The sequence below is a fragment of the Kitasatospora sp. NPDC127035 genome, assembly GCF_042726075.1.
GTDB lineage: Bacteria > Actinomycetota > Actinomycetes > Streptomycetales > Streptomycetaceae > Kitasatospora.
The window spans coordinates 34,018-55,131 of the sequence record NZ_JBHXDN010000060.1 but is presented as its reverse complement, the minus strand read 5'-3'; the positions used below and the strand labels follow the sequence as shown (position 1 = coordinate 55,131).

General features: G+C 71.9%; 19 protein-coding genes and 1 pseudogene. 11 read left to right on the top strand and 9 right to left on the bottom strand.

Annotated elements, in window-relative coordinates; all coding sequences use genetic code 11:
- Positions 1 to 113 precede the first annotated feature (113 nt).
- The 6 genes and pseudogenes from ACFWIC_RS31355 to ACFWIC_RS31330 all read left to right on the top strand — a co-directional run bounded on the left by ACFWIC_RS31355 (position 114) and on the right by ACFWIC_RS31330 (position 5,209).
- The gene (locus ACFWIC_RS31355; protein ID WP_380520589.1) at positions 114 to 503 is read left to right on the top strand and encodes a hypothetical protein; all 390 of its coding nucleotides are present in this window, start codon (positions 114 to 116) and stop codon (positions 501 to 503) included.
- 476 nt (positions 504 to 979) lie between these two features.
- Positions 980 to 1,630 carry a hypothetical protein gene (locus ACFWIC_RS31350; protein ID WP_380520594.1) on the top strand — a complete coding sequence of 217 codons (651 nt, stop codon included), beginning with the start codon at positions 980 to 982 and terminating at the stop codon, positions 1,628 to 1,630.
- Position 1,631: 1 nt separating this feature from the next.
- Positions 1,632 to 2,296: pseudogene (locus ACFWIC_RS31345) on the top strand (transposase); the annotation flags it as partial.
- Between the two features lie 185 nt (positions 2,297 to 2,481).
- Complete coding sequence (locus ACFWIC_RS31340; RefSeq protein WP_380520588.1) at positions 2,482 to 2,961, top strand: hypothetical protein; 480 nt, start codon at positions 2,482 to 2,484, stop codon at positions 2,959 to 2,961.
- A 1,301-nt stretch (positions 2,962 to 4,262) separates the two neighbouring features.
- Positions 4,263 to 4,652 carry a type II toxin-antitoxin system RelE/ParE family toxin gene (locus ACFWIC_RS31335; protein ID WP_380361302.1) on the top strand — a complete coding sequence of 130 codons (390 nt, stop codon included), beginning with the start codon at positions 4,263 to 4,265 and terminating at the stop codon, positions 4,650 to 4,652.
- Complete coding sequence (locus tag ACFWIC_RS31330; protein ID WP_380361303.1) at positions 4,649 to 5,209, top strand: hypothetical protein; 561 nt, start codon at positions 4,649 to 4,651, stop codon at positions 5,207 to 5,209. Before ACFWIC_RS31335 ends, ACFWIC_RS31330 begins: the two co-directional genes overlap by 4 nt.
- Before the next feature lie 111 nt (positions 5,210 to 5,320).
- Here the strand turns inward: ACFWIC_RS31330 and ACFWIC_RS31325 are convergent, their stop codons facing one another.
- From ACFWIC_RS31325 to ACFWIC_RS31310, 4 genes are all read right to left on the bottom strand, one after another.
- Positions 5,321 to 5,839, bottom strand: a complete 519-nt coding sequence (locus ACFWIC_RS31325) for a dihydrofolate reductase (protein ID WP_380520587.1) — start codon at positions 5,837 to 5,839, stop codon at positions 5,321 to 5,323.
- Positions 5,836 to 6,633, bottom strand: coding sequence for a thymidylate synthase (locus tag ACFWIC_RS31320; RefSeq protein WP_329950671.1), 798 nt, complete (start codon positions 6,631 to 6,633; stop codon positions 5,836 to 5,838). Before ACFWIC_RS31320 ends, ACFWIC_RS31325 begins: the two co-directional genes overlap by 4 nt.
- Positions 6,634 to 7,230: 597 nt before the next feature.
- The gene (locus ACFWIC_RS31315) at positions 7,231 to 8,346 is read right to left on the bottom strand and encodes a hypothetical protein (protein ID WP_380520586.1); all 1,116 of its coding nucleotides are present in this window, start codon (positions 8,344 to 8,346) and stop codon (positions 7,231 to 7,233) included.
- Between the two features lie 136 nt (positions 8,347 to 8,482).
- Positions 8,483 to 9,442, bottom strand: a complete 960-nt coding sequence (locus ACFWIC_RS31310; protein WP_380520585.1) for an AsnC family transcriptional regulator — start codon at positions 9,440 to 9,442, stop codon at positions 8,483 to 8,485.
- 229 nt (positions 9,443 to 9,671) lie between these two features.
- Here ACFWIC_RS31310 and ACFWIC_RS31305 point away from each other — a divergent pair, with 229 nt between their 5' ends.
- Both ACFWIC_RS31305 and ACFWIC_RS31300 read left to right on the top strand, forming a co-directional pair.
- Positions 9,672 to 10,619, top strand: a complete 948-nt coding sequence (locus tag ACFWIC_RS31305) for an isopenicillin N synthase family dioxygenase (protein WP_380520584.1) — start codon at positions 9,672 to 9,674, stop codon at positions 10,617 to 10,619.
- Positions 10,620 to 11,646: 1,027 nt separating this feature from the next.
- Positions 11,647 to 11,991: a MerR family transcriptional regulator gene (locus tag ACFWIC_RS31300; protein WP_380520583.1), complete on the top strand. Its 345-nt coding sequence runs from the start codon at positions 11,647 to 11,649 to the stop codon at positions 11,989 to 11,991.
- 235 nt (positions 11,992 to 12,226) lie between these two features.
- Here the strand turns inward: ACFWIC_RS31300 and ACFWIC_RS31295 are convergent, their stop codons facing one another.
- On the bottom strand, positions 12,227 to 13,105 hold the full coding sequence (locus tag ACFWIC_RS31295; RefSeq protein WP_380520582.1) for an SDR family oxidoreductase: 879 nt from the start codon (positions 13,103 to 13,105) through the stop codon (positions 12,227 to 12,229).
- A 63-nt stretch (positions 13,106 to 13,168) separates the two neighbouring features.
- Between ACFWIC_RS31295 and ACFWIC_RS31290 the strand changes: the two genes are divergently transcribed.
- Positions 13,169 to 13,765: a TetR/AcrR family transcriptional regulator gene (locus ACFWIC_RS31290; RefSeq protein WP_380520581.1), complete on the top strand. Its 597-nt coding sequence runs from the start codon at positions 13,169 to 13,171 to the stop codon at positions 13,763 to 13,765.
- A gap of 309 nt (positions 13,766 to 14,074) precedes the next feature.
- Here ACFWIC_RS31290 and ACFWIC_RS31285 read toward each other — a convergent pair whose 3' ends face one another.
- A complete protein-coding gene (locus ACFWIC_RS31285) occupies positions 14,075 to 15,337 on the bottom strand; it encodes a DUF6357 family protein (RefSeq protein ID WP_380520580.1) in 1,263 nt (420 codons plus the stop codon).
- Between the two features lie 247 nt (positions 15,338 to 15,584).
- On the opposite strand from ACFWIC_RS31285, the gene ACFWIC_RS31280 reads away from it, so the two are divergent.
- Positions 15,585 to 15,962: a VOC family protein gene (locus ACFWIC_RS31280; protein ID WP_329950664.1), complete on the top strand. Its 378-nt coding sequence runs from the start codon at positions 15,585 to 15,587 to the stop codon at positions 15,960 to 15,962.
- A gap of 172 nt (positions 15,963 to 16,134) precedes the next feature.
- Here the strand turns inward: ACFWIC_RS31280 and ACFWIC_RS31275 are convergent, their stop codons facing one another.
- The 3 genes from ACFWIC_RS31275 to ACFWIC_RS31265 all read right to left on the bottom strand — a co-directional run bounded on the left by ACFWIC_RS31275 (position 16,135) and on the right by ACFWIC_RS31265 (position 19,231).
- The gene (locus ACFWIC_RS31275) at positions 16,135 to 16,716 is read right to left on the bottom strand and encodes a hypothetical protein (protein WP_380520579.1); all 582 of its coding nucleotides are present in this window, start codon (positions 16,714 to 16,716) and stop codon (positions 16,135 to 16,137) included.
- Between the two features lie 342 nt (positions 16,717 to 17,058).
- On the bottom strand, positions 17,059 to 17,259 hold the full coding sequence (locus ACFWIC_RS31270; protein ID WP_329950662.1) for a hypothetical protein: 201 nt from the start codon (positions 17,257 to 17,259) through the stop codon (positions 17,059 to 17,061).
- A 499-nt stretch (positions 17,260 to 17,758) separates the two neighbouring features.
- Positions 17,759 to 19,231: a hypothetical protein gene (locus tag ACFWIC_RS31265; RefSeq protein WP_380520578.1), complete on the bottom strand. Its 1,473-nt coding sequence runs from the start codon at positions 19,229 to 19,231 to the stop codon at positions 17,759 to 17,761.
- A gap of 318 nt (positions 19,232 to 19,549) precedes the next feature.
- Between ACFWIC_RS31265 and ACFWIC_RS31260 the strand changes: the two genes are divergently transcribed.
- Entirely contained in the window at positions 19,550 to 21,088 is a 1,539-nt protein-coding gene (locus ACFWIC_RS31260) for an AMP-binding protein (RefSeq protein ID WP_380520577.1), read from the top strand.
- Positions 21,089 to 21,114 lie beyond the last annotated feature (26 nt).

The window sequence follows — 21,114 nt, the reverse complement described above, 5'->3', positions numbered from 1 at the left end:
GCGCCCCCACCTGGACAGTGGTCGTAGCCGACTCGGCTCCCGCTTCGGATACCGTGTTCCTCTACGGGGTGCCATAACGGATGTGACGCCCCCCACCGGAGGTAAGTCAGCGTATGAGTTCAAAGCGCAGCAAGAATCCAGCCCTGCCCGTACTCGACGACGCATTCCGACTCGCGTCGGTCAAGGAGGCCGAGGAGTCCACCCGTGACTTGGCCGCGCGGCTGGCCACCACAGAGCTGCGCCGCGTTTCTCATCCGGGCCGGGTCACCTGGGAGCCCATCGATCAGGCCGAGCCCGTACCGGTCCCGCCGACTGTGGTCGACGGTGACGGGGACCTGTGGCTGCGGGACCGGGGTACCGGCACCTGGACCATGCCCGAGTTCAATCCGAAGGATTTCCCGGCCCGCTGTGGCGAGGTTGTGACGTGGAACGAGCTTGCCTGCGAGTACGGCCCGCTGACCGCGTTGGCCGACGACCGCCGCATCGGCGGCGGCCGGCGCTGACCGCGCAGTCCTCCGGGACGACCGCACCCCTGAAGCGCCCGTTGCGGGTGGCCGGGAGCTCCAGCTCACCGCCGAGCCCGACGATGGCGGCGAGCAGGTGAGCGTGGTGGTTCGCGTGCGACGGCCTTGAGCAACGCGGGGCGAGCCCGGAGCCACCCGACGTCCTCGAGCCACTGCGCGCCCGACTGCTGGCGGCCGTCACCCGCCGCTCTGGAGACTTCGACAAGCAGAGCCGCGCAGAACGATGGTTGGCACCCTCGCGGGTCTGAGACCCGCCGGAGCGTTCAGCGGCTGGCGAGGCGGAGCGTTCAGTAAGCAACAGGGAGGGGTGTCGGCGTACATCTGTACCTGCCCAGGGCGGTACAGGCGGAGGTGCTCAGTCCCATACCGGTTCAGGGTCGGCGGAGGCGAGGTGCCCTGCGTAATCGGAAGGCGCCGCAGGCGGGCGGTGCGGGACACTTCGCCGGGTGATCGTGATGCAGCCTGTCCTTGAGATCTATGCTCCTGGCGGTTTCGACCTCTGGCCCGTCGCCGAGATCGAGCCGTTCGGCTTCCTGTCCCTGAGCGGTGAGCTTTCGGCGGCCGAGATCGGGACGGCGGTGATGCGCATCGCCAGCTGCAACGACATCGATCCCGATGGTGACCTCGGCGGCCCCCGCCGCCCGCCCCGGCCTGCCGACCCACTCGGTTCGTTCCTCCACGGACTGCTGACCTTCGAGACCCTCTTCGCGGCCGGCGGGCTGCGGGTCGCCGACGAGTCCGCCAGCATCACCTTCCTGCCGGGCTGCTGCGACGGGCTGGAGGACTGGCGCGACTGGCACCGGCTCGTCGATGGCGGCGACCTGCTCGGCTTTGGCCACGACCCCGTGTCACCGCTCGCAGAGCGCTTCGGCGACACCGTCCGGCTGACGGTCAACGCCGAGCAGAGAGACAGCCCGATGATCAAACTGTCCGTCACCGAACTCCGCCACCTGCTCGCCGGTGCCGAACGCGACATGGTCGACTTCCTCTCGCTGACCGCCGACTGGGCGCGCCGGAACCTGCCGCCCGGCTACCGCGATCCCGTCACCGCCGCCCTCGCCCGAGTTCTCGAACTTCCTGCTCCAGCTGTACCGCCGGAGCAGTAACGGCGTCCGCCCGGACGGCACGAAGAAGTTGATCGCCCTGGCCGAGGGCCTGCGGAGTTCACCGAGTCGTGGGCCGACCCGCTGCGCGACTGCCGCCGACGTGGCATGCGCGACCCCGAGCCGATGGTCGGCGACGGCGCCATGGGCCTTCGGCAGGCGCTCGCCGAGGCGTTCCCGGCCGCGCGGCCACAGGGGTGCTGGGTTCACAAGGCCCGGAATGTCTCGAACCGTCTGCCGAAAGTCGGCACAGCCCGGCGCGACGAAGGCCATGCAGGAGATCTGCAACGCGGAGTCCCGCACCCATGCCGAAAAGGCGATCGAGGTGTTCGAGAGGACCTATGGAGCCAAGTTCCCGAAGGCCGTCGCGAAGATCACCGACGACCGGGACGGACTCCTCGCGTTCTACGACTTCCCCGCCGAGCACCGGATCCACCTGCGGACCACCAACCCCATCGAGTCGACGTTCTCCACCGTCAACCCCGAACCAAGGTCACCCGCGGTGTCGGCAGCCCCGTGGCCGCGCTGCTCGCGATGGTGTTCAAGCTGGTCGAGTCGGCTCAGGCCAGATCGCGCGCGATCACCGGCGCCGACCTGGTGTCCCTGGTCCGCACCGGTGCGCGGTTCGAGAACGGCGTCCTGGTCGAGCGCGAGGAGCAGGCCATGTGACCCTCCACGACATCCTGCAGAACCCAGACGAGCACGTCTGCTTCGCGCCTCCCCCGAGGAGCTGCGACAGGTCGCTGAGGCGGACGAGGTCGACGAACGGTGGAAATGCCTGAGCGGCGCCACGAGTCGGCATGTCACCCTGAGGTCGCCCAAGGCGGTCCGCCGGACCATCGCAGGAGTGAGCAATGAAGTATGTCGATCTCGATGCCCGAGTCGGCGAACTGACCGGGGTCCTCGACCCCGGCCCCTACCTTGAGCTTCTGCCTGCGCCGAGCACCAACCTGCCCCCGGGCGCCAGAGCGTTTGCCACCGACCCGAGCCACTACGACTTCGCCGGGCGGCGCTGCGTCAAGGACATGACGCTCCACCAGGTGATCTTCTTCCAGAAGGGTCAAGCCCTCGACCTCCGCCTCCGTCACAACTGTTGGAGGCACGAGGAGGACCTGGTCATTCGTCATGCGGGGGTGACAGCCGTCCAGATCAGCACCCCGAACGAGCCCTCGACCTGGGCCAACCTCGGCACGCTGATCCTGGACGAGATCCTTCCGCACGACCGGGGCTGCACTCACGAGATGGCCTTCAGGCCCGGGTCGGTCATCGTCACCTGCAACGACATCACCGCTACCTGGGTCGCAGCGCACTGCCCCGCAGCCCATGGAGGCTGAACAGGCTCACTGCCTCACCCGCAGGTCTTGACTATTGCTCGTTCTCCTGTCGCCCGGGCACCCGGCCGAAAGTGCCCGGGCCGCCCCGCCCGGGGCCGAGACGGCACCCGCAGACCGGCCTGACGGACGAGCCGGTTCGGGTGCCCCGTTGGTGGGCCGATCCGGAGGCGCCTGCCAGGCCGTTGGCGCGGAGGGGGTGGGAGGGTGCAGGGTGTCACCATGTCCGAACGCCGCGATCGCCGCCGTCTGCACGCCCGCGCCCGAGCTCTCGGGGTGCCCATCGGGCAGGCCGACCGCCGGGCTTCCCTTCGCCGGCCCGGGCCGCGGGTTGTGGAGCCCGCGTGGCCGCGCACCGCGCTGCCGGACCGGGACGAGACTCCTGCAGTCGTCCGGGCGATGCCTCCGGTACTGGTGGCGTGCTGCACGGTCACGCGCGACCGGCAGGTCACGGACGGCGGGACCGTGATGGTGCTGACACGCCACACGGCCGACTGCCCGGTCTGGTCCGCCCGCTGACCACGGGCCCGGACGGACCCAACCGCGGGAGCGGTGTTCTGCCGGGTGCTCTGGTCAGGCTCCTGCGTCTGCCGACAGAAGCGGCGGTGCTCGCGGTCCTACTGGTCGCTACCCACCAACGCGCTCGCAGGGAGGACGGGGTGTTTCGGGCCTCCTGCGCCGCGGCCTCCGACCGACCCCCACAGGCGCGGGGAGCAGCGGCGCGGCCTGGTGGGCGGGCCGTATCGGGTGGATGCCGTTGTACCGGATAGTCGTCTTTCCTGAGGTTCGGCCTGGGGGTCGGGCGGTTCCGGTCGTCTGACGATTCACGTCGCCTGCCCGGCGGGATTCGTCAGACGCGCCCATGGGACCGTCCGGACCCCTCCGCGGGTTGCGGTGGGCGCGGGCAGGGTTGCGGGCGGTCGCTGGGGCACCCGGGTCTGACCGTGCGGCCGTTACCCACCGGTCGGCACTGACGCATGGTCAAGTCGCGGGCCACGCTGAGCCGGTGGGCCCATATGTGCTATACGAAATTGCGCCAGAGGTGTAGCCGCCCCCTCCAGGGAGCGGGCGCCCGTCGAGGCGTCCCTCTCCGGCGGGTTCCTGGCGGGCTCCCGTGGTGCGTGGAGTGTTTCGGGGTGTCGGCGGGGGCGGCCCGCCCGGGAGTGTCGCGCGGGTCGCGCTCGCCCCGGACCGGATCTGTCTGATCGGGAGAGATTCCGACGTTCCGTCATGCGTGAGATCCGCGCCCCGGTAGGCTGGCGCCAGGCAATGGGTCGTATGTCGGGAAGGCGAAGGAAGACTTGTTGCCGAATGAGCCGTATACATACCGTCTGGTCCTGGAGCCCGAGGTCAGGGAGTGGCTGCACGGGCTGCGGCGCACCGACCGGGTGTCGCTCGACCAGGTCGCCGCCGCGATCACCGCCCTGCGCCGCGTGGGCCCCGCTCTCGGCCGGCCCCTGGTGGACCGGATCCGGCACTCGGGGATTCCCAACCTCAAGGAGCTGCGGCCCGGGTCGTCGGGCGGCACCGAGGTCAGGCTCCTGTTCGTCCTGGACCCGGGGCGCCGTATCGTGGTCCTGGTCGCCGGTGACAAGCGGGGCCGCTGGCAGTCCTGGTACCGCACGGCGATCCCGCTGGCGGAGGAGCGCTACCGCCGGTACCTCCGGCGGACGGAGGAGCGGACGGACCGATGACGGAGCCCGGGAACTACGGCGACGACGCCGAGTTCCTCGCGGAGTTCCACCCGCGACCGGGCGACGCGGAGCGGGTCGTCCGGGCGGCGGAGCGCCTGGTCGCGGAGAACCGCGGTCGGATCCTCGCCGGACTGCGCCGCCTGACCGGCACCGGCGTCCCGGACCTCGCCCGCGCCATGGGCGTGGACGCGCAGGTGGTGGCGGCGTTGGAGACGGGCCGGGAGACGTCCGCGGGTGCGGTGCTCGCCTTCGTGAGGGCGCTGGGAGGGCACTTGGTTCTGGAGGTCGTACTCGCGGGCGGGCGCCGCGCGGGGTTCGACCTGCCCGCCACCGCCTCGCCGGCCACGGCGGAGGACTTCGGGGAGTGGACCGTCCGGCGCCGGGAAGCGGCCGCGGCGGCCGTTGCGCGGGCGGGCGCCGCGCTCCTCCTCCCGGAGGCGCCGGCCGCCGAGGTCCGCAGGTCGCTGGACCAGCCGGGCACGACGGAGTGCGGGGGAGCGGTCGTCGACGTGCTCCTGGTCGCCGTCGTCGACGGCTGGCGGGCCGAGATCGGCTGACAGGCGCGGGCGGGCACGGGCAGACGCCGGCAGGCATGAGCAGCCATGAACGGGCACGAGCAGGCACGGACGGCGAACCGCCGGGGCGCCGCGCGGCCGGCCGCCGGGCGGTCAGCCCGCGGTGCCGCGGCGCGCGTAGGTGCGGATGCGGTAGCGCAGGCCGGACGTCGAGGTCCGCGGGCCGAGGTCCTCGCTGACGGCCCACGCGGGACCGACGGCCGGGGCGTGGGTGTCGCCCTCGACCGACAGGTCGATCTCGGTCACCGAAAGGGTGTCGGCCCGGTCGATGGCCGAGCGGTAGAGCTGCCCGCCGCCGATCACCCAGGCCTCGGCGGCCGGGCCCGCCCCGGCCGCCTCGGCGGCCAGTCGCAGGGCCTCGTCGAGGGAGCCGGCGCGGTCGGCGCCGTCCGAGGCCCACTGCGGGTCGCGGGTGACCACGATGTTGCGCCGGCCGGGGAGCGGGCGGAACCGCGGCGGGAGCGACTCCCAGGTGCGGCGGCCCATCACCACGGGGTGCCCGAGAGTGGTCGCCTTGAAGTGTTCGAGGTCCTCGGGCAGGTGCCAAGGCATCGTGTTGTCCGCGCCGATCACGCCGTCCGGGGTCTGGGCCCAGATCAGTCCGATCCTCATACCGCGACCGGTGCCTTGATGGCCGGGTGGTGCCGGTAATCGACCACGTCCACGTCGGAGTAGGCGTAGTCGAAGAGCGACTCGGCCTGCCGAAGGCGCAGCGCGGGGAAGTCGAACGGCGTGCGGGTGAGCTGTTCGGTCACCTGCTCCACGTGGTTGTCGTAGATGTGGCAGTCACCGCCGGTCCAGATGAACTCCCCCGGCGCGAGGCCCGCCTGCTGGGCGACCATGTGGGTCAGCAGGGCGTAGCTCGCGATGTTGAACGGAACCCCGAGGAACAGGTCGGCACTGCGCTGGTAGAGCTGGCAGGAGAGCCTGCCGTCGGCCACGTAGAACTGGAACAGCGCGTGGCACGGGGCGAGCGCCATCGCGTCCAGCTCGCCGACGTTCCAGGCCGAGACGATCATCCGGCGGGAGTCCGGGTCGCTGCGCAGGGTGTCGAGGACCCGGCCGATCTGGTCGATGTGCCGACCGTCGGGGCTCGGCCAGCTGCGCCACTGCACGCCGTAGACGGGACCGAGATCACCGTCGCGGTCGGCCCACTCGTCCCAGATGGTCACGCCGTGCTCGCGCAGCCAGCCGACGTTGGAGTCGCCGCGCAGGAACCACAGGAGCTCGTACACCACGGACTTCAGGTGCACCTTCTTGGTGGTGACCAGCGGGAACCCCTGGGTGAGGTCGTAGCGCAGTTGGTGCCCGAAGACGCTCCGGGTACCGGTGCCCGTCCGGTCGGTCTTGGCCGTCCCGGCGGTGAGCACGTGCTTCAACAGGTCTTCGTACTGGGTATCCACCACGAGCGGCAAGTCTACGTGCCCGTCCGATGCCCCGATTGTCCCGGTCCGGTTCCCCGCGCGCGGCCGCGCAGCTGGGTCTCCCGTGAGCGCCTTCGGCCGGGCGGGGCGGACCGGGCGGCTGCTCTTGCGTCCCCGCGGCAGGAAATCTTGCGGTAGACGCACCGCGAAGTCGGCGATCATTGGCGGGCGCGAGCCGAAGTATTTCCTGTCCAGGCAAGTCCGTCGCCGTCTGCGGCCCGCCGCCCGCCGCCCGGCCCGCGCCACGTCGTGCACCGCCGGAGGAGGCGCAGCAGGTCGCGGTCGGCGAGGGCGCCCGCGTCGTCGCGCAGCGCCGGCGGCGTCGAGGTTCCGTCGCTCCTGCGTCGGGTCCCCGCCGTCGCGCGTCCGGTCGGTGTCGGAGGCTCGCCGCGGACGGGCGCGGAAGGGAGGGGTTCCTCCGGGAACCGGTGCTGATCCTCTGCCCGGACGCGGAGCGGCTGTACGTCCGCTCCGCGAGTCGCTCACCGGCGTCGGGAACGGCAGCGGCCGGGTGGCGGCCGTTCCCGCCTACGTCGACAAGCCCTGACCGTCGGCAAGCCCTGACCGCCGGGCCGGGCCTCAGCCGGCCGTCCCCCGGGCGGAGGTGTCGGGGGTGAGGCCGTCCTGCGCCTGCCGGGCGCGTTCGGCGAACAGCTGGGTGAGGAGGGTGAGTCCGGGCGCGGTGAGGCCGGCGCCCGGCCCCTGGCCGCGCACGAGGAGCAGCGTGCTGCCGACCCGGACCAGCGCGACCGCCGTGCCGCTGCCCTGGATGCGGAGGGCGCTCTGGTCGCCGCTCCGGGGGACGGCCGCCGTCGGCTGCTCGCCGGGGGTGCTTTCGAGCATGGCGTCGAAGGCGCGGGCGGCGGTCTCGGGGGAGGTGAAGGCGGCCGCGGTGAACTCGACGGTCTGCGCCGAGGCCGAGGCGAACGTTACCGTGGCGTAGGCGAGTTGGAGGTCGCAGGCGTCCGGAGGCAGGCAGGGGAGCGGGCCGGCGGTGCCCACACCCGTCCCGCTCCCGGCACCCGTCCCGTTCCCGGGACCCGTCCCCGACTCCGGCGCTCGCTGCACCCGCCAGCCGATCGGCATCGCGCCCTCGCCGGGCAGCACCGCTCGGAGCAGCGACGGGTCCCGAAGCGGCTGCGCGGCGTGTGCCAGGCCGGGCCCACCGGGCTTCAGCAGCGGGCGCGAACTCAGGTGGATGCCGAGCGCCACCAGAGAGGTGATCAGGACCAGGGCGAGCGCCACCACGATGCCGGCGCTGCTCCGCCGCCCGGCGAGCAGCCGGGCACGGGCGGCGTCCGGGCCCATCCGCAGCTGAACGGTGGCGGGGCCCTCTGGCCGTGGGCCGGTCCGCAGTTGCACGGTGCGGGGGTTCTTCGCCGGTGGTGCGCCGGCCCTACCCGTCCGCAGCTGGACGGTCTGCGGGCCGGAGGGTGACGCGGAGGGCTTCCCGAGTTCCGTGGTGGCCAGGTACTGCGCGAACGCCACGTCGGAGGCCAGCAGTCGGGCGACGGCCGCGGTCAGCAGCGTTCGCGCCTTCGGGTCCTGCGGGTCCGACGCGGCGGCGGCGAGCGCCTGCGATCCCTCCGGCATCATCCGCAGCCGGGCCCGCACCACGTCCGCCACCGCCTGATGCGCTCCGTCGCCGAGCAGCGCCGCCACCACGGCCGCTTCCGGCCCCAGACCGTCTTCCATGGCAACTTCCCCCGTCGCGCGAGTAGTTGCCTCCACCATCCCGGACCACTGCTCAATTCGTACCCACGCCAAAACTGAACGGAGACGCAACTGCAACCCCACCCGGACGAACCGGGCGGCGGCGCGGACGGCGCGCTCAAGTCGGCACGGGGGCGAGGCGCTTGACTTCCCACAAGGTCACGGCGGTCTCGATGTGCCGGAGCCCGGGGAGTGGGCTGATACGCCGGTCGATGTAGTCGTACAGGTCGGCCGGGTCGCGGAAGATGCCGCTGGCAACCAGGTTGGACGTGCCGGTGGTGGCCGCGGCGAAAGCGATCTGCGCATGGGTGGCGAGGGTTTCCCCCACGATGCGCAGGTGCGCCGGCGCGACGTTCAGCCAGATCCGGGTGGCCGTCCGGTAGCCGAGGAGCCGCGGGTCGAAGTCGACCGAGAGGTTCAGGGCGCCCGCGCCGCGGAGGCGGTCGAGGTGGCGTTGGATGCTGGAGGGGGAGCGGCGGGCGGCCGCGGCGAGTTCGGGCAGCGACGCGCGGCCGTCGCGGGCCAGCTCCCTGAACAGGATGTGATCGGTTGTGTCCAGGTCGAGCGGGGTGGCGCAGGGCGCAGGGGAGGGCACCGCGGCCGCGGTGCCCTGTGGCCCGAACCGGGTGGCGTGCCAGGTGCTCGTTGCCCCGAGGAAGACGCGCATCATGCAGTGCGCGCTGACGGAGAGCACCCGCGGGGTGCGGGGGAGCTTCTCCAGGAGCAGTGCGTTGAGTTCCTCAGCCGAACGGGCGTCGAGCGCGCAGTAGAGCTCGGTGCCGTCCGAGGCGATGGTGACCCAGCTGGTGTCGGAACGGCGGGCGAGGGCTCCGGCGACGGTTCCGGCGGCGTCCGGGGCGCAGTGCAGGCGCAACAGCCAGCGGCTCAGGCCCAGACGGGAGGAGACGGGCCGGCCGATGATGCGCAGGCCGAGGCCGCGTAGTCGCCGGTAGCGGCGGGCAACGGTGCGTTCGGACACCTCGCGGTCTCGCGCGATGCGGCTGAAGGGCGCGCGGCCGTCGAGTTGGAGAGCCCGGAGCAGGTGCTGGTCGAGCTCGTCGACGGTGTCGCGATCCACCGGTACACCTCGGTTCCTCGCCGGATGGTCCCGTTTTCAAGCGTACGGCTTGAGCCGTAGCGGGAGGGACCTGGATGGTGACCGGGTCGCCGTCCGTCCGGTGGGTGGCGGCCTTGGTCGGAGCGTGCGCCGAGGCCCCGGGCCGCACCGGGAACGCCCGCTCCCACCGACCGCCCCCGGCCCCACTGACACCCCTGCCCCGTCCATCGACCTCACGGAGGATCCACCCGTGGCCACTTCCCCGATTCCGCTCATCGACCTCAGCCGCTGGACGTCCGACCAGAGTGCGGACCGGGAGCGGCTCGCCGCCCGGGTCGACCGCTCCCTGCGGTCCAGCGGCTTCCTCCTGGTGACCGGGCACGGCATCGAACCGGAACTCCCGGGCCGCGTACGCGCCGCGGCGAACGACTTCTTCCACTTGCCCCAGCCCGTCAAGAGGCCCTACGACCAGAACCGGCGCGGCTGGATCGGCCGGGAACGGGTGACCACCGCCAGGTCCGAGGGCACCCTCACCCCGCCGGACCTGCTGGAGGTCTGGTCGTGCGCCGTCGACTCCTCCGCACGCCCCGGCGTCCCGCAGCAGACACCCGGCCACTGGCCCGACGAAGTCCCCACCCTGCACCCGCTCGTCACGGCATACACCGCCCGGATGCGCACCCTGGCCGACACGCTCCTCGCCGTCATGGCGACGGCGCTGCGCCGGCCGGCCGACTTCTTCACCCGTCACACCGCCCGCCCGCACTGGGACTTCACCATCAACTGGTACCCGGCGGCCCACGAAACCGGCACCGCCGCACCCGGCCAGTTCCGCGTCGGACCGCACACCGACTTCGGTCTCGTCACCCTTCTGAACCGGCAGCCCGGCAAGGGCGGCCTCCAGGTCCACGACGAGGAGGCGGGCTGGCAGGATGCCCCCTACGAGCCGGGCGCCTACACCGTCAACATCGGTGACCTCATGTCCCGCTGGAGCGGAGACCGCTGGCGCTCCGGCCGCCACCGCGTCCTGCCCCCGCCCCCCGAGGCGCCGCAGGAGGAACTCACCTCACTGGTGTACTTCCACGCCTGCGCGCCCGACACCGGGATCACCTCACTGCCGGCACCACTCGGCCGCAGGCCCCACAGCCCGGTACGCGCCGGAGACTACCTCCAGGACAAGATGCGCGCGATTCTCGGCTGACGGCGTCCCTCCCTCCGCCTGATCCCCGAACCGCCGCTGCGATCCGCCTCCCCGCCGCACGGACGGGTCACCGTCTCGGGCGCCCGCCCGTCGGTGCACCGGTCCCACGCCGCCCACACGGCTTCGGCGAGGGCCGCCGGCAGGGACTCCCCCGTGCGCGGGGTGTGAGGGGCGGTCCCGGCGACGGGCACCGCCGGCGGTGTCCCTTCCGTCATCGGGCGTCTTCCCTCCCGCTTCCTGGAACCTCTGCGGCGCCGGGGCGGGGCGTCTGTCCGTCCCTGTTCGGGCCGGAGACTACCTTCCCCTCGGACACGGAAAAATCTGCTCTGGCGGGAGTAGACATTGATGTCGGCTGTGGTTAGTGTTTCTCTCGTAGCCAGCAGTCAAGAGGTACCCACCAGACACGAACTGGCGGGAAGTGTGACGGAAGTTCGCAGGTCGGTACGGTTGCGGGGCCCTGAAGCCAAGGAAGTGCAGTGCGGCAACAGGCCCGGTGGCCGGGCCCGGTGGCCCGCAGTGATCAGGGGCCACCACCGGGCGGTACCGCCGCCGGCAGACGCAGTACCCCAGCAAAGGCGCCGGACTGCGGGCGCGCGTGCCGGGGAGGTCCGGACAGCGGGGTTCCACGCCGAGCTCGTGAGCAGGACGGGCGATGGAGCCGGCAGCCGGACCGGGTGGCAGTCAAGGGCTGCCGAAGCAGTGCGCCGTACCAGCAGTACCCGTGTGAAACCGCAGTTCGCAGGAATGTCAGTGACGCAGAGGAAGAACGGAGGGCGCAAGCGCCATCAGGATCGCCCGGCCCGTGAGGCAGCAGTTCAGTCCGGGCGGACACCGCAGACCCCTCAGCTACGAAGGACGGTGGTTTCCGGTCACGCATTCGCGATCCCCGCACGCCCCATCCCCCGGGGCAGTGCGGAAACAGAGGACCGGCCCAGGCCGGTAGATGGTGTTGTTCCCCTTCGGGGCCCCGGAGCCGCAATGGCGCCGGGGCCCCTCGACGCGTTCCCCAGGAACCAAGAGAGGTGCAGTGACGACGACGACCGACACGCCCCCCACCCCCAGCAGCTTCGACGACGACTACCCCGCCTACACCATGGGCCGCGCCGCCGCCATGACCGGAACCACGGCCGGCTTCCTGCGCACCCTCGGCGACCAGGGCCTCATCACCCCGCTACGCTCCGACGGCCGCCACCGCCGCTACTCCCGCTACCAACTACGCATCGCCATGCGCGCCCGCGACCTCGTCGACCAGGGCACCGCCATCGACGCCGCCTGCCGCATCATCGTCCTCGAAGACCGACTCGAAGAAGCCCTGCGCATCAACGAACAGCTTCGCCACGACGCCGGACAGCCGCCCACCGCCGACACCTGACCCCGGCGTCACCGCCTGGCCCGGACGGGCCGCCTGCGGCCCGGTGACTTCCACCCCGGTCCGACAGTGCGACAGAACGCGGGAAAGCCGTCACCCACGGGGTGACGGCTTCCGGTGCGTTCAGGCCTTCGCTTTTCCCCAGGTACGGCCAGGTGTCGGTTCCCACCCGGCGGCCCCGGAGGCGAGGCCGGTGCGAGGCCGGTCCGAGAACTGCGGTCGGGCGCGGTCGACGAGGCTACGAACCCTGTGTGAACGCGGTGGCGTGGTCGGCGGCCCACTGGCGAAACGTTCGCGGTGGCGTCCCCAGGATGTCGGCCACCGCGGTGGTGACGTACGCGGGCTGTCCGACGGCCGCGCTCCACGCGGCGAGCAGCATGTCGACGACCGGGCCGGGCGCCGTGCCCTTCCACAGGCTTCGGAACTCGTCCGGCGTGATCTCCTCGAAGTCGATCTTTCGCCCGAGGGCGTCGCCGATGAGGCCCACCTGTGCGGCCTGGGTCAGCGATTCGGGGCCCGTCAGGACGTAGTCGCCTCCGACGTGTCCGTCCCGGTGGAGCGTCCGCGCCGCGACGGCTGCGACGTCGCGGTCGTCGACCGGTGCCGACTCGGCGGCGCCGTAAGGCCACCGGACGACGCCGCCGGCCCGGATCGCGGGCGCCCACCAGGCCGGTGCGTTCGATGCGAGCATGCCCGGCCGGATGACCGTCGATTCGAGTCCGGTGGCCGCGATGAGCCGCTCGATGTCGGCGTGCATCGCTGCGATGGGATTGGGCTGCTGGAAGAGGGGGTGCGGTGTCCGGTGCGGGGAGGAGAGGAAGACGACCCGCCGCACGTGGGCCGCCAGCCGCTCGACGACGGCCTCGGTGGTCCGGGGCGGGGCGGTCCAGACGAGGAAGACCGCACCGGCACCGTTCAACGCCGGGTCGAGCGTCTCGGGCACGGTGAGGTCGCCGGTGAAGACCTCGACCTTCGCCGGTAGCGTCGCCGCGGCCTCGGGGCGGCGGGTGAGGGCGCGGACCGGTACGCCCGCGTCGAGGAGTTGGTCGATGACGACGCGGCCGATCCGGCCCGTCGCCCCGGTGACGAGCACGGGAGGAGTGTCTGTCTGACTCATGCCGCCCATGAAAACGTTACTCGGTTAAAAAAGCAACTTGGTTATGAATGTTACGGTGGTCGGATGAACGAGCCGACGGGACTGCGGGCCCGCAAGAAGGCGCGGACGCGCGATGCCATCGCCGACGCGTCCATCTCGCTGTTCCTGGAGCGCGGCTTCGACCGCGTCTCGGTCAGCGACATCGCCGCGGCAGTCGAGATCTCCAAGCCGACCCTCTTCCGGTACTTCCCCACCAAGGAGGACCTGGTGCTGCACCGGTTCGCGGACCACCAGGGCGAGGCGGCGCGCGTCGTCCGTGACCGCGGGTCCGGCATCGAGCCGGTGCCTGCGCTGCACCGCCACTTCCGGGCCGGCCTCGATCGGTTCGACCCCGTCACCGGCCTCAACGACCACCCCGAGGTGGTGGCGTTCCATCGGCTGGTGTTCACCACACCGAGCCTGGCGGCACGGCTCACGCGCTACCAGCTCGAAGACGAGGAAGCACTGGCGGACGCACTCGGCGAAGGCATCCGGGCACGCCTGTGCGCTGCCCAGGTACTCGCAGTCCAACGGGTGCTCGCCCGGACCAACTGGCAGAAGATCGCTGACGGTCGAGCCGCGCGCGACGTCCACACCGAGGCCATGGCCGACGCCGACCAGGCATTCGAACACCTGCGGTGACGGGCGGCACGCCCGCCCGACGAAGAGTCCACAGCCCAGTGCACGCATGACCGCGGGCCCGGCCGAGACGCCGACAGCCGACCGTCGTGTCTGCGCCTGCGCCGCCGGGAACGTCCCACTCCCACGCTGCTCGCCGTCCGGGCCGGCCGCCGCACTGCCGCGCCGCAGCCGCGGTCGCCGGGTTCCGGCCACCCCGCGCCTGCCTCCTGCCGCCGACCGGCCCTGCGGCTCCGACCGCCCGGTCGCGGCCCGGTCATCCTCTGCTCCTGCAGGTACTTCCGGCGGCGCGTTCGCGGGCTGCGGCCGGGACTACCGGGCGTCGCGTCGCCGACGCGCGCGCTCGAACTCGGCGACGTCCGACATCCAGGGACCGTGCTGTTCGAGTGCGGCGCAGCCGCCGCGGACGAAGGTGCTCACCAGCTTCCGGTACCCGCCGATCCCGTCGACCAGGCCGTACTCGACCCGGTACTCCGGATCCGACCCGCCTTCCCCCTCGCGCAGCGTCGTGACCCGGGCGACGGAGTCCGCGTAGAAGTGGAGCTGGATCCCTTCGCCCATCTCCTCGTCCTCGATGGTGAACACCTCGTTGTCCGTGGCCGAGCGGTCGCCGACGAACTCCCAGAACTCCGCGGTGGCAGTGCGGGGGCTGTCCTGCCGCCACTTCTTCTCGGCGCCCTTGTCGTCGGTGAACGACAGGACCGTCTTCCTCGCACCCCCGTCGAGGTCGGTGCGGTGGTCGGCGCCCTCGTCGTCATCCTCCATGGGGGTGTTCCTGGAGCGGTCCGCGGCCTCCGAGCACATCAGGAAGCTCACGGTGCGCACCGCGTCATCGACCAGTTCAGGATGTGCACGGCGTACGGCCGTGTCGACCGCGGTCTCCATCCGACGCCAGTCGTGCCTGTCGGTGGCGCGGTTTCCCCGTCGCGGATCGCGGCCGATCCGCAGCGCGGCGCACGCCTGCTCCGCGGTGGCGATCACCCGCAGGACCTCGGGCAGCAGCGCGGGTTCGACGGCATCGGGTATCCGTCGGGGAACGGTTCCGCCGTGCAGGTACTGGCCCGTGTACCTCAGGATCGCGGCGTCGAGTGGACCGAGTACCGCTCCGCGCTCGGCGCGACGGCGGTCCGCGTGGTACTCCTGGGCCCGCTTGCCGTTCGACGTCTCTGTCGCCGCGTGCATCCCCGCGCATACCTGTCCGCGCTCGAGCAGACCGATGTCGGCCCCGTGGGCGATGAGCCGGCTCCTGTCCCACCGGATGCGCCGGAAGAGTGCGTCGACGTCCGCGGGTGCGCCGAGGAGGATCGGGTCCAGGAGCGCGACGGCGGCGTTCTCGTCGAGCCGGCCCCGGGTTCCGGCGTCGTCGCACAGCGGGAGGGCCGCACTCCACAGCAGCAGGTGTCTGGCCAGGTCCTCCCGGATCACGGCAAGATGGGCTTCGCCGATCGAGAACGTGAACGTGCGAGGTTCGTGGTTGGCGTCGGCCCCGGCGCCGAGCGTCAGCTTCAGCTCGCCGTCCTCGCGGACGACGTTCGGGATCCAGCCGCTCCTGCGAGTGAAAACGATGTCTCTCATGGACTCAGTCTTTCCCGGAACGGCACCGGCCGGCACCACGGTGGTGGTGCAGCCCCACCCGCACCATCCCTCGACGTCGACGGCCCGGCCAACTTCCGTGTCCGGCCGCCCGGCAGGCCCTCGGCGTGGAAAAGATCTTTTCCACGCTCGCCTCGTCCGGTACGGTCGCGGAGTTGTTTTCGCTGCTGGGAGGCCATGAGCTGCGCACGTGGCCCCGGGTGCCCGCCGACTGAGAGCAGGTTTCTTCATGGCATGTCGTATCGGTGAGCTGGTGCTCGGTTGCCGCGATCCCGAACTGTTGGCGCAGTTCTGGTGCGAGGTCCTGGGCTACGTCGTGGTCGGCCGCGAGGAGGGCTGCGTGGAGATCGGGACGCCGGAAGGGTTCGGCGGTCCGCAGCCCACGATCTTCTTCAGCGTCCGGGACGAGCCGGAGCCGGGGAAGTCCCGGCTGCACATTGACCTCAACCCCACCGACCGCGACCAGGACGCCGAGCTCGAACGCCTTCTGGAGCTCGGTGCCCGCCGGGCCGACATCGGCCAGACCGGGGACGAGCAGTGGCATGTCCTGACCGACCCTGAAGGCAATGAGTTCTGCCTGCTCAAGGCCCGCATCAAGCCGCTCTGACGCTCGTCCGGGGCTCATCGGTCACGCCGCGGTCGGCGGTGCCCCCGCAGCCGCGGCGTGACCCGGGGTTGTCCGGAACCAGCACGCACCGCCTTGGTGCAGAGAAGCTGTCGCACGACGGCACGAGGCGGTTGACGGAACGACGGGGACGCCCGTGCGGCGGATCCCGCGCTCAGCTGCCGCGAAGCCCGGCGATCTGCTGCGCGAGCTGGGCTGCCTGCGCGTCACGCTCGGCCTTGAGCGCCGCGAACGCCTGTGGCTGCTGGGCGATCGCGGCCGTCTGGTAGTCGGCTTCGACGGCGAACCAGATCCCGACCAGGTTGGTGCGCGCCTTGCACTCCACATCGGTCTGCGCCATGCGGATCTCCGCGGCGTCCGGCTCGGGTTGCTTCACGGACGGCAGATCCCCTCCGGCCTCGACCGGGTTCGGCGCTCTGAACCCGTCGGCGCGCATGCACTCCGACCAGCGCCCGAAGACCTCCTTCACCCGCGGATCGGTCATCGAGCGGGAGAAGCTCTCGGCCTTGGTCTGTGCCGCGAGCTGGGACGCGCCGCTGCCCGAGCCCTGTCCACCGGGCTGGAGCGACTGGAGATCGGTGTTCACCTTGCCCTGACAGCCTCCGGCCGGCACCGCCTGGCCGTTCGAGCTGGTCAGCGGCTTGCCGGTGGCGTCCCTGCCGAGCAGCAGCGCGTTTTCCGCCGGCTCCCACACCCCCGCCACGCGCCCGGCCCCGCGGCGGAAGCGCGGATTCACCGGCCGTTTCCCGGCACCCGCCGGAGCCGGTGACTCCCGGAGGCACGGGTCGGGGCCGGACCGTTCCCTGGGCATGACCGCGGACGGGGCGCTCGGCCCCGGGCCGGGAGATCGGGCCGGCTGGAGTGGTCGCCATGGACCACCGCTCCGGCCCTGGGCCCGTGGTGACGGCCACGTGTCACCCGAGGACCTGCGGGGCTGCCGGGACCGCATCACCGGAGCGGTCCGCCGACCGCGCGAAGTCCCCGCGCGGAGGTACCCGTTCAGCCGGAGCCCGGACGCCATGGTCGTCCGGGTTGCAGGTGCTGCGCGCGAAGCACCCACGACGCCTACTGCCCGTGTCTACGGGAACGGCCGCTGTTCGGCCTGGTCGGCCCGGTCGGCTGCGGCGCGAAGCTCGGCCCGGACACGTTCGGCGTCCCGGTCGCGGACACCTGCGGTGCCGTTCCGCGAGGGGGGCGGGCCGGCCAGGCGTCGGTGGTTGCGTTCCAGCGCCCAGACGACGAGGACGATCCACAGGACGAGTACGGCGAGTCCGGTCATGAGGGCTCCTTGTCGGGTCTTGGCTCAGCGGGATGCTTCACGCGCGCCGTGGGAACGCTGTGGGGGCAACGGATCATGGGCCCACCCTGCTGCCGTCACGGCCCGGTGAACAGGTCCAATACGGAGCAGGTGGACCCTTTGAGCGTGCTGGTCGCGCCGCGCCGCCGACGCCGCGGATCCTTCACCGGGTGCTGCCCGCCGGCGCACCGAGGTCCCAGATCGGGGCGTTGCGTGACCGGCCGGCCCGACACTCCCTCGACCTGCTCTTCGTCGACGCCGCCACCACCCGCGGCGACCTCACGATCGGCGAGGTCCCGACGGACGGGCACGATCACCCGGCCCGGCTGTCCGGTCGAACCCGAGTCCACCAAGATCGATACGGCAACGGCTCCTTGGCGTGTATCCACCGGCGTCTCACCCTGCGGCGGCGGGTTTCTCCGTTCATGCGCCGTCCGTTCTGCCCGGAGGTGCCCCAGGACAGTGAGCGGAGGTCGGGCGCTCACCCCTCCCCGGGCTCCAGGACGACGTCGATCGTCAGAGCGAACCGGGGTCGTGTGGTCCTTCCGGTGCCCTGCGCCGCCTGGAGTGTCCGGTCACTGCTGCTGCCGAGCCACAGGCCCACGACCAGATCGGGAAGGTACTGCTCCATGGGTACCGCTGTGTGCCGGACGGCCGTGTGGCCGACGGTGAACTGCTTGGAGGAGGGGAGTGCTGCGGCGCCCTCGACGGCGGCGAGGAACTTCGCCGGAACCACGAGAACATCACCGCTGCCCCGGATCAGCCAGTAGACGGCGCTGGCGCTGTGCTCCAGCAGGTCATGGAGCTGACGGCGTTTGACGGTCCAGGTGTCCTCGCGCCCGGTGCGGCCGCGGCCTGGTGTCAGCGCGGTGGACTTCTTCACCTGGATGAGGTCTCCCGTCCGCAGCTGGAGTCGGCCGGGTACGCGTATGTCGACGACGACGCCGATGTCGGCACCGTTGGTCCGTTCCTCCTTCTTGGTCACGGTGCGGTGCCCCACCCCCAGATGCGGGCCGGGCACCCCGGCGAGCCGTGTGAGGGAGGGCAGGGCCGTGAACTCGCGGACGAGGCCGGCGAGCAGTGTGGCGGTCAGATGCTCTTCCTCGGCGGCACCGAGATCACCGATGGAACCGGCGAAGTCGGCAACCGCGCGGCGGGCGGCACCCCGCACGAGTCCCTCCAGGCCGTGGTCGGCGAGCCAGGTGGATGACGGAGCGCCCAGCGGTCGCGGGAAGTCGCTCCGGCGGTCGTCGACCGAGGCGGAGACGATGTCGAGTAGCCGATCCTCCAGCGGCCGTGCGGACTTCATCGCGGCCTGCAGCCCGGCGGCACGTAGCTGGACGCCGAGGACCGGACTGCGGGCACAGCGGCTGACCGCCTGTCGGACGGTGGGGTGCTCGCCGGCGAGCGCGAGGGTGAATGCCACGTCAAGACTCCTCAACTGCCTCCCCCAGAGCAGGAGCCACTCCAGCGAGCGCGCCCACACCGTCGGGCGAGCCCGCCTGTCCACGCGCGTGCGCAGTCCGGACTCCGCCACCGGGTCCTGTTCGCCGGCCAGGAGCGCCAGATCGCACCACAGCCCGGCAAGCCGCTGGTCCACGCCGGAATCGATGCGCAGCGGCAGACGGGAGATCCACAGCGCATGGCCGCGATCGCCCTCGCGCTGCCGATACGCCCGGGTGAGCCCGACGGCGACCGCCGGGGTGGCCCGTACCGCCCACTGCACGACAAGCGGAGGGCTGTCAGACCGGGACCACGCCACCATCGGCCGGTGGGCGCACTCGGCCAGCAGGAGATTCTCCACCCAGGCCCGGTGTGAGCCGGCGAATGCGGCGAAGGCGTCCGGGTCGAGCCGAGTGAGCTCTTCGACGTCGGACGGCACGGCACTCAACGCCGCTCGGCAGCAGTCGAAGCACGTCGGCACGACAGAGTAATGATCGGGGCAGGACTCCACCCCGCGACTCTACGGCTCCCGCCCGGGGCACCGTGCGGATTCACGTACGGCTCGTCGAACGGTCGGTGAGGAATCCGCTCGACATCTCGCACGCCCTCGACCCCGGACCCTCCGGAGCTTCAGCAGAGGCAGACGGCTGCCGGTTCTCCCGGCGGGGGGGCTACGAGGCGCGACGCCCGCTCCGCCGCAAGAGCCGGGCCGCCACCGCCGCAGATGTGTTTCGGCCCGCTGCCCGGTTCGGGCCCCCGACCCGGTGCTTCGTGCCCAGAATGGAGGGGCCCTGTCGATGCGGTTTCCGACGCATAGGAAGAAGTGCTCATGAGCGACACGGAGTTCATCAGCGCCCCCGCCCTGATTCTGCGGTCCCTGTCCCGGGATCCCGATCGGACGGCCGTCGTCACCGCCGACGGCGCCGGGATCACCGCAGGCGAGTTCGCCGCCGCGACCTACCGCCTTGCCCACGAGCTGATCGCCCGCGGCGTCACCCCCGGCTCGACCGTCTCCCTGCTCACCGCCAACACCCCCGAGGCGCTCAGCGCCCGCTACGCCGCCGGGATCGCGGGCGCCCGGGTGGTCGGCCTGTACGACGGCATGAGCGCCCCCGTCCTCGCCCGGATCGTCGCCGGCGTCGACACCGCCGTCCTCCTCGTGGACGGCGAACGGCACGCGGACGCGGCGGAACTGCTCGCCGTGGCGGACGTGCCGACCGTCCTCACCCTGGGCCCGGGCCCGGATCCGAAGACGATCGGCGAGGACGTGATCGCTGCCTGCGCCCACCGCCCCGCGCGGCCCCCGGCCGTGCGGATCGGCCCGGACGACCACCTGGGTGTCCGCCATACCGGCGGCACCACCGGTATCCCGAAGGGCATCCTCAGCCTGCACGGTCCCTACCGCAGGATCTTCGACGTTCCGTTCGGCACGGCCGGTACGGCGCCGCGCTTCCTCGCGGCCACCGCCCTCGCCCACCTCGCCGGCGTGCTGAGCGACCTGACGCTCCACCACGGCGGCACGGTCGTCCTCCAACGCTCCTTCGACGCCGGCGAGGTGCTGGCCGCCGTCGAGCGCGAGCGCATCACCGACCTGTGGGTCCTGCCGCCGCTGCTCCACCGGCTGCTGGACCACCCGGCGATCACCACGACCGACCTTTCCAGCCTGGAACGACTGATGTACGGGGGATGCGTCGCCTCCCCGACGCGCATCCGCGAGGCGTTCGGGGTGTTCGGGCCGATCCTGACGAGCGGATACGGGATGTCGGAGGCGCAGAACATCGCCGTCCTCACCCCGGAGGACCACGACCGGCCCGGGCACGCCGGCCGGCTCCCCGTCGGCCGCCCGCTGCCGGGCGTCGAGGTGGTGATCCGCTCCGCGGGCGGTACCGAGGTGCCGACCGGCGAGCAGGGCGAGATCCACGTCCGCTCGCACTCCCTCATGGCGGGGTACTGGAAGCGGCCCGACCTCACCGCCGAGGTGATGCGCGACGGCTGGCTGAGGACCGGCGACATCGGCTGCCTCGACCAGGACGGGTTCCTCTACCTGACCGACCGCCTCACGGACAAGATCATCGTGACCGGCGGGCACGTCTACCCCTCCGAGGTCGAGGACCTGCTCCTCACCCACCCGGCCGTCGCCCGGTGCGCCGTCCTCGGCGTGCGCGACGCCCAGCAGACGGAGCACGTCCACGCCGTCGTCGTCGCCGTCCCGGGACGGCTCCCGGAACTCGACGACGTCCGCGCGTTCGTCACCGCCCACAAGGGGCGCATCTTCGCCCCCGAGGCCCTGCACCTGGTGCCGGAGATCCCGCTCACCTCGGCGGGCAAACCGGACCGCAGGCGCCTGCGCGAGGCCCTCGTGCACTGACCCCGGCCGGTCCGCGCCCCCGGCCG

Excerpts from the sequence above, each read along its gene's own strand:
- ACFWIC_RS31330 (WP_380361303.1), top strand. The coding sequence starts at position 4,649 with ATGACGGAGCCCGGGAACTACGGCGACGACGCCGAGTTCCTCGCGGAG.
- ACFWIC_RS31350 (WP_380520594.1), top strand. The coding sequence starts at position 980 with ATGCAGCCTGTCCTTGAGATCTATGCTCCTGGCGGTTTCGACCTCTGG.
- ACFWIC_RS31295 (WP_380520582.1), bottom strand. The coding sequence starts at position 13,105 with ATGAGTCAGACAGACACTCCTCCCGTGCTCGTCACCGGGGCGACGGGC.
- ACFWIC_RS31285 (WP_380520580.1), bottom strand. The coding sequence starts at position 15,337 with ATGAGAGACATCGTTTTCACTCGCAGGAGCGGCTGGATCCCGAACGTC.
- ACFWIC_RS31355 (WP_380520589.1), top strand. The coding sequence starts at position 114 with ATGAGTTCAAAGCGCAGCAAGAATCCAGCCCTGCCCGTACTCGACGAC.
- ACFWIC_RS31340 (WP_380520588.1), top strand. The coding sequence starts at position 2,482 with ATGAAGTATGTCGATCTCGATGCCCGAGTCGGCGAACTGACCGGGGTC.
- ACFWIC_RS31270 (WP_329950662.1), bottom strand. The coding sequence starts at position 17,259 with ATGACCGGACTCGCCGTACTCGTCCTGTGGATCGTCCTCGTCGTCTGG.
- ACFWIC_RS31280 (WP_329950664.1), top strand. The coding sequence starts at position 15,585 with ATGGCATGTCGTATCGGTGAGCTGGTGCTCGGTTGCCGCGATCCCGAA.
- ACFWIC_RS31315 (WP_380520586.1), bottom strand. The coding sequence starts at position 8,346 with ATGGAAGACGGTCTGGGGCCGGAAGCGGCCGTGGTGGCGGCGCTGCTC.
- ACFWIC_RS31260 (WP_380520577.1), top strand. The coding sequence starts at position 19,550 with ATGAGCGACACGGAGTTCATCAGCGCCCCCGCCCTGATTCTGCGGTCC.
- ACFWIC_RS31290 (WP_380520581.1), top strand. The coding sequence starts at position 13,169 with ATGAACGAGCCGACGGGACTGCGGGCCCGCAAGAAGGCGCGGACGCGC.
- ACFWIC_RS31325 (WP_380520587.1), bottom strand. The coding sequence starts at position 5,839 with ATGAGGATCGGACTGATCTGGGCCCAGACCCCGGACGGCGTGATCGGC.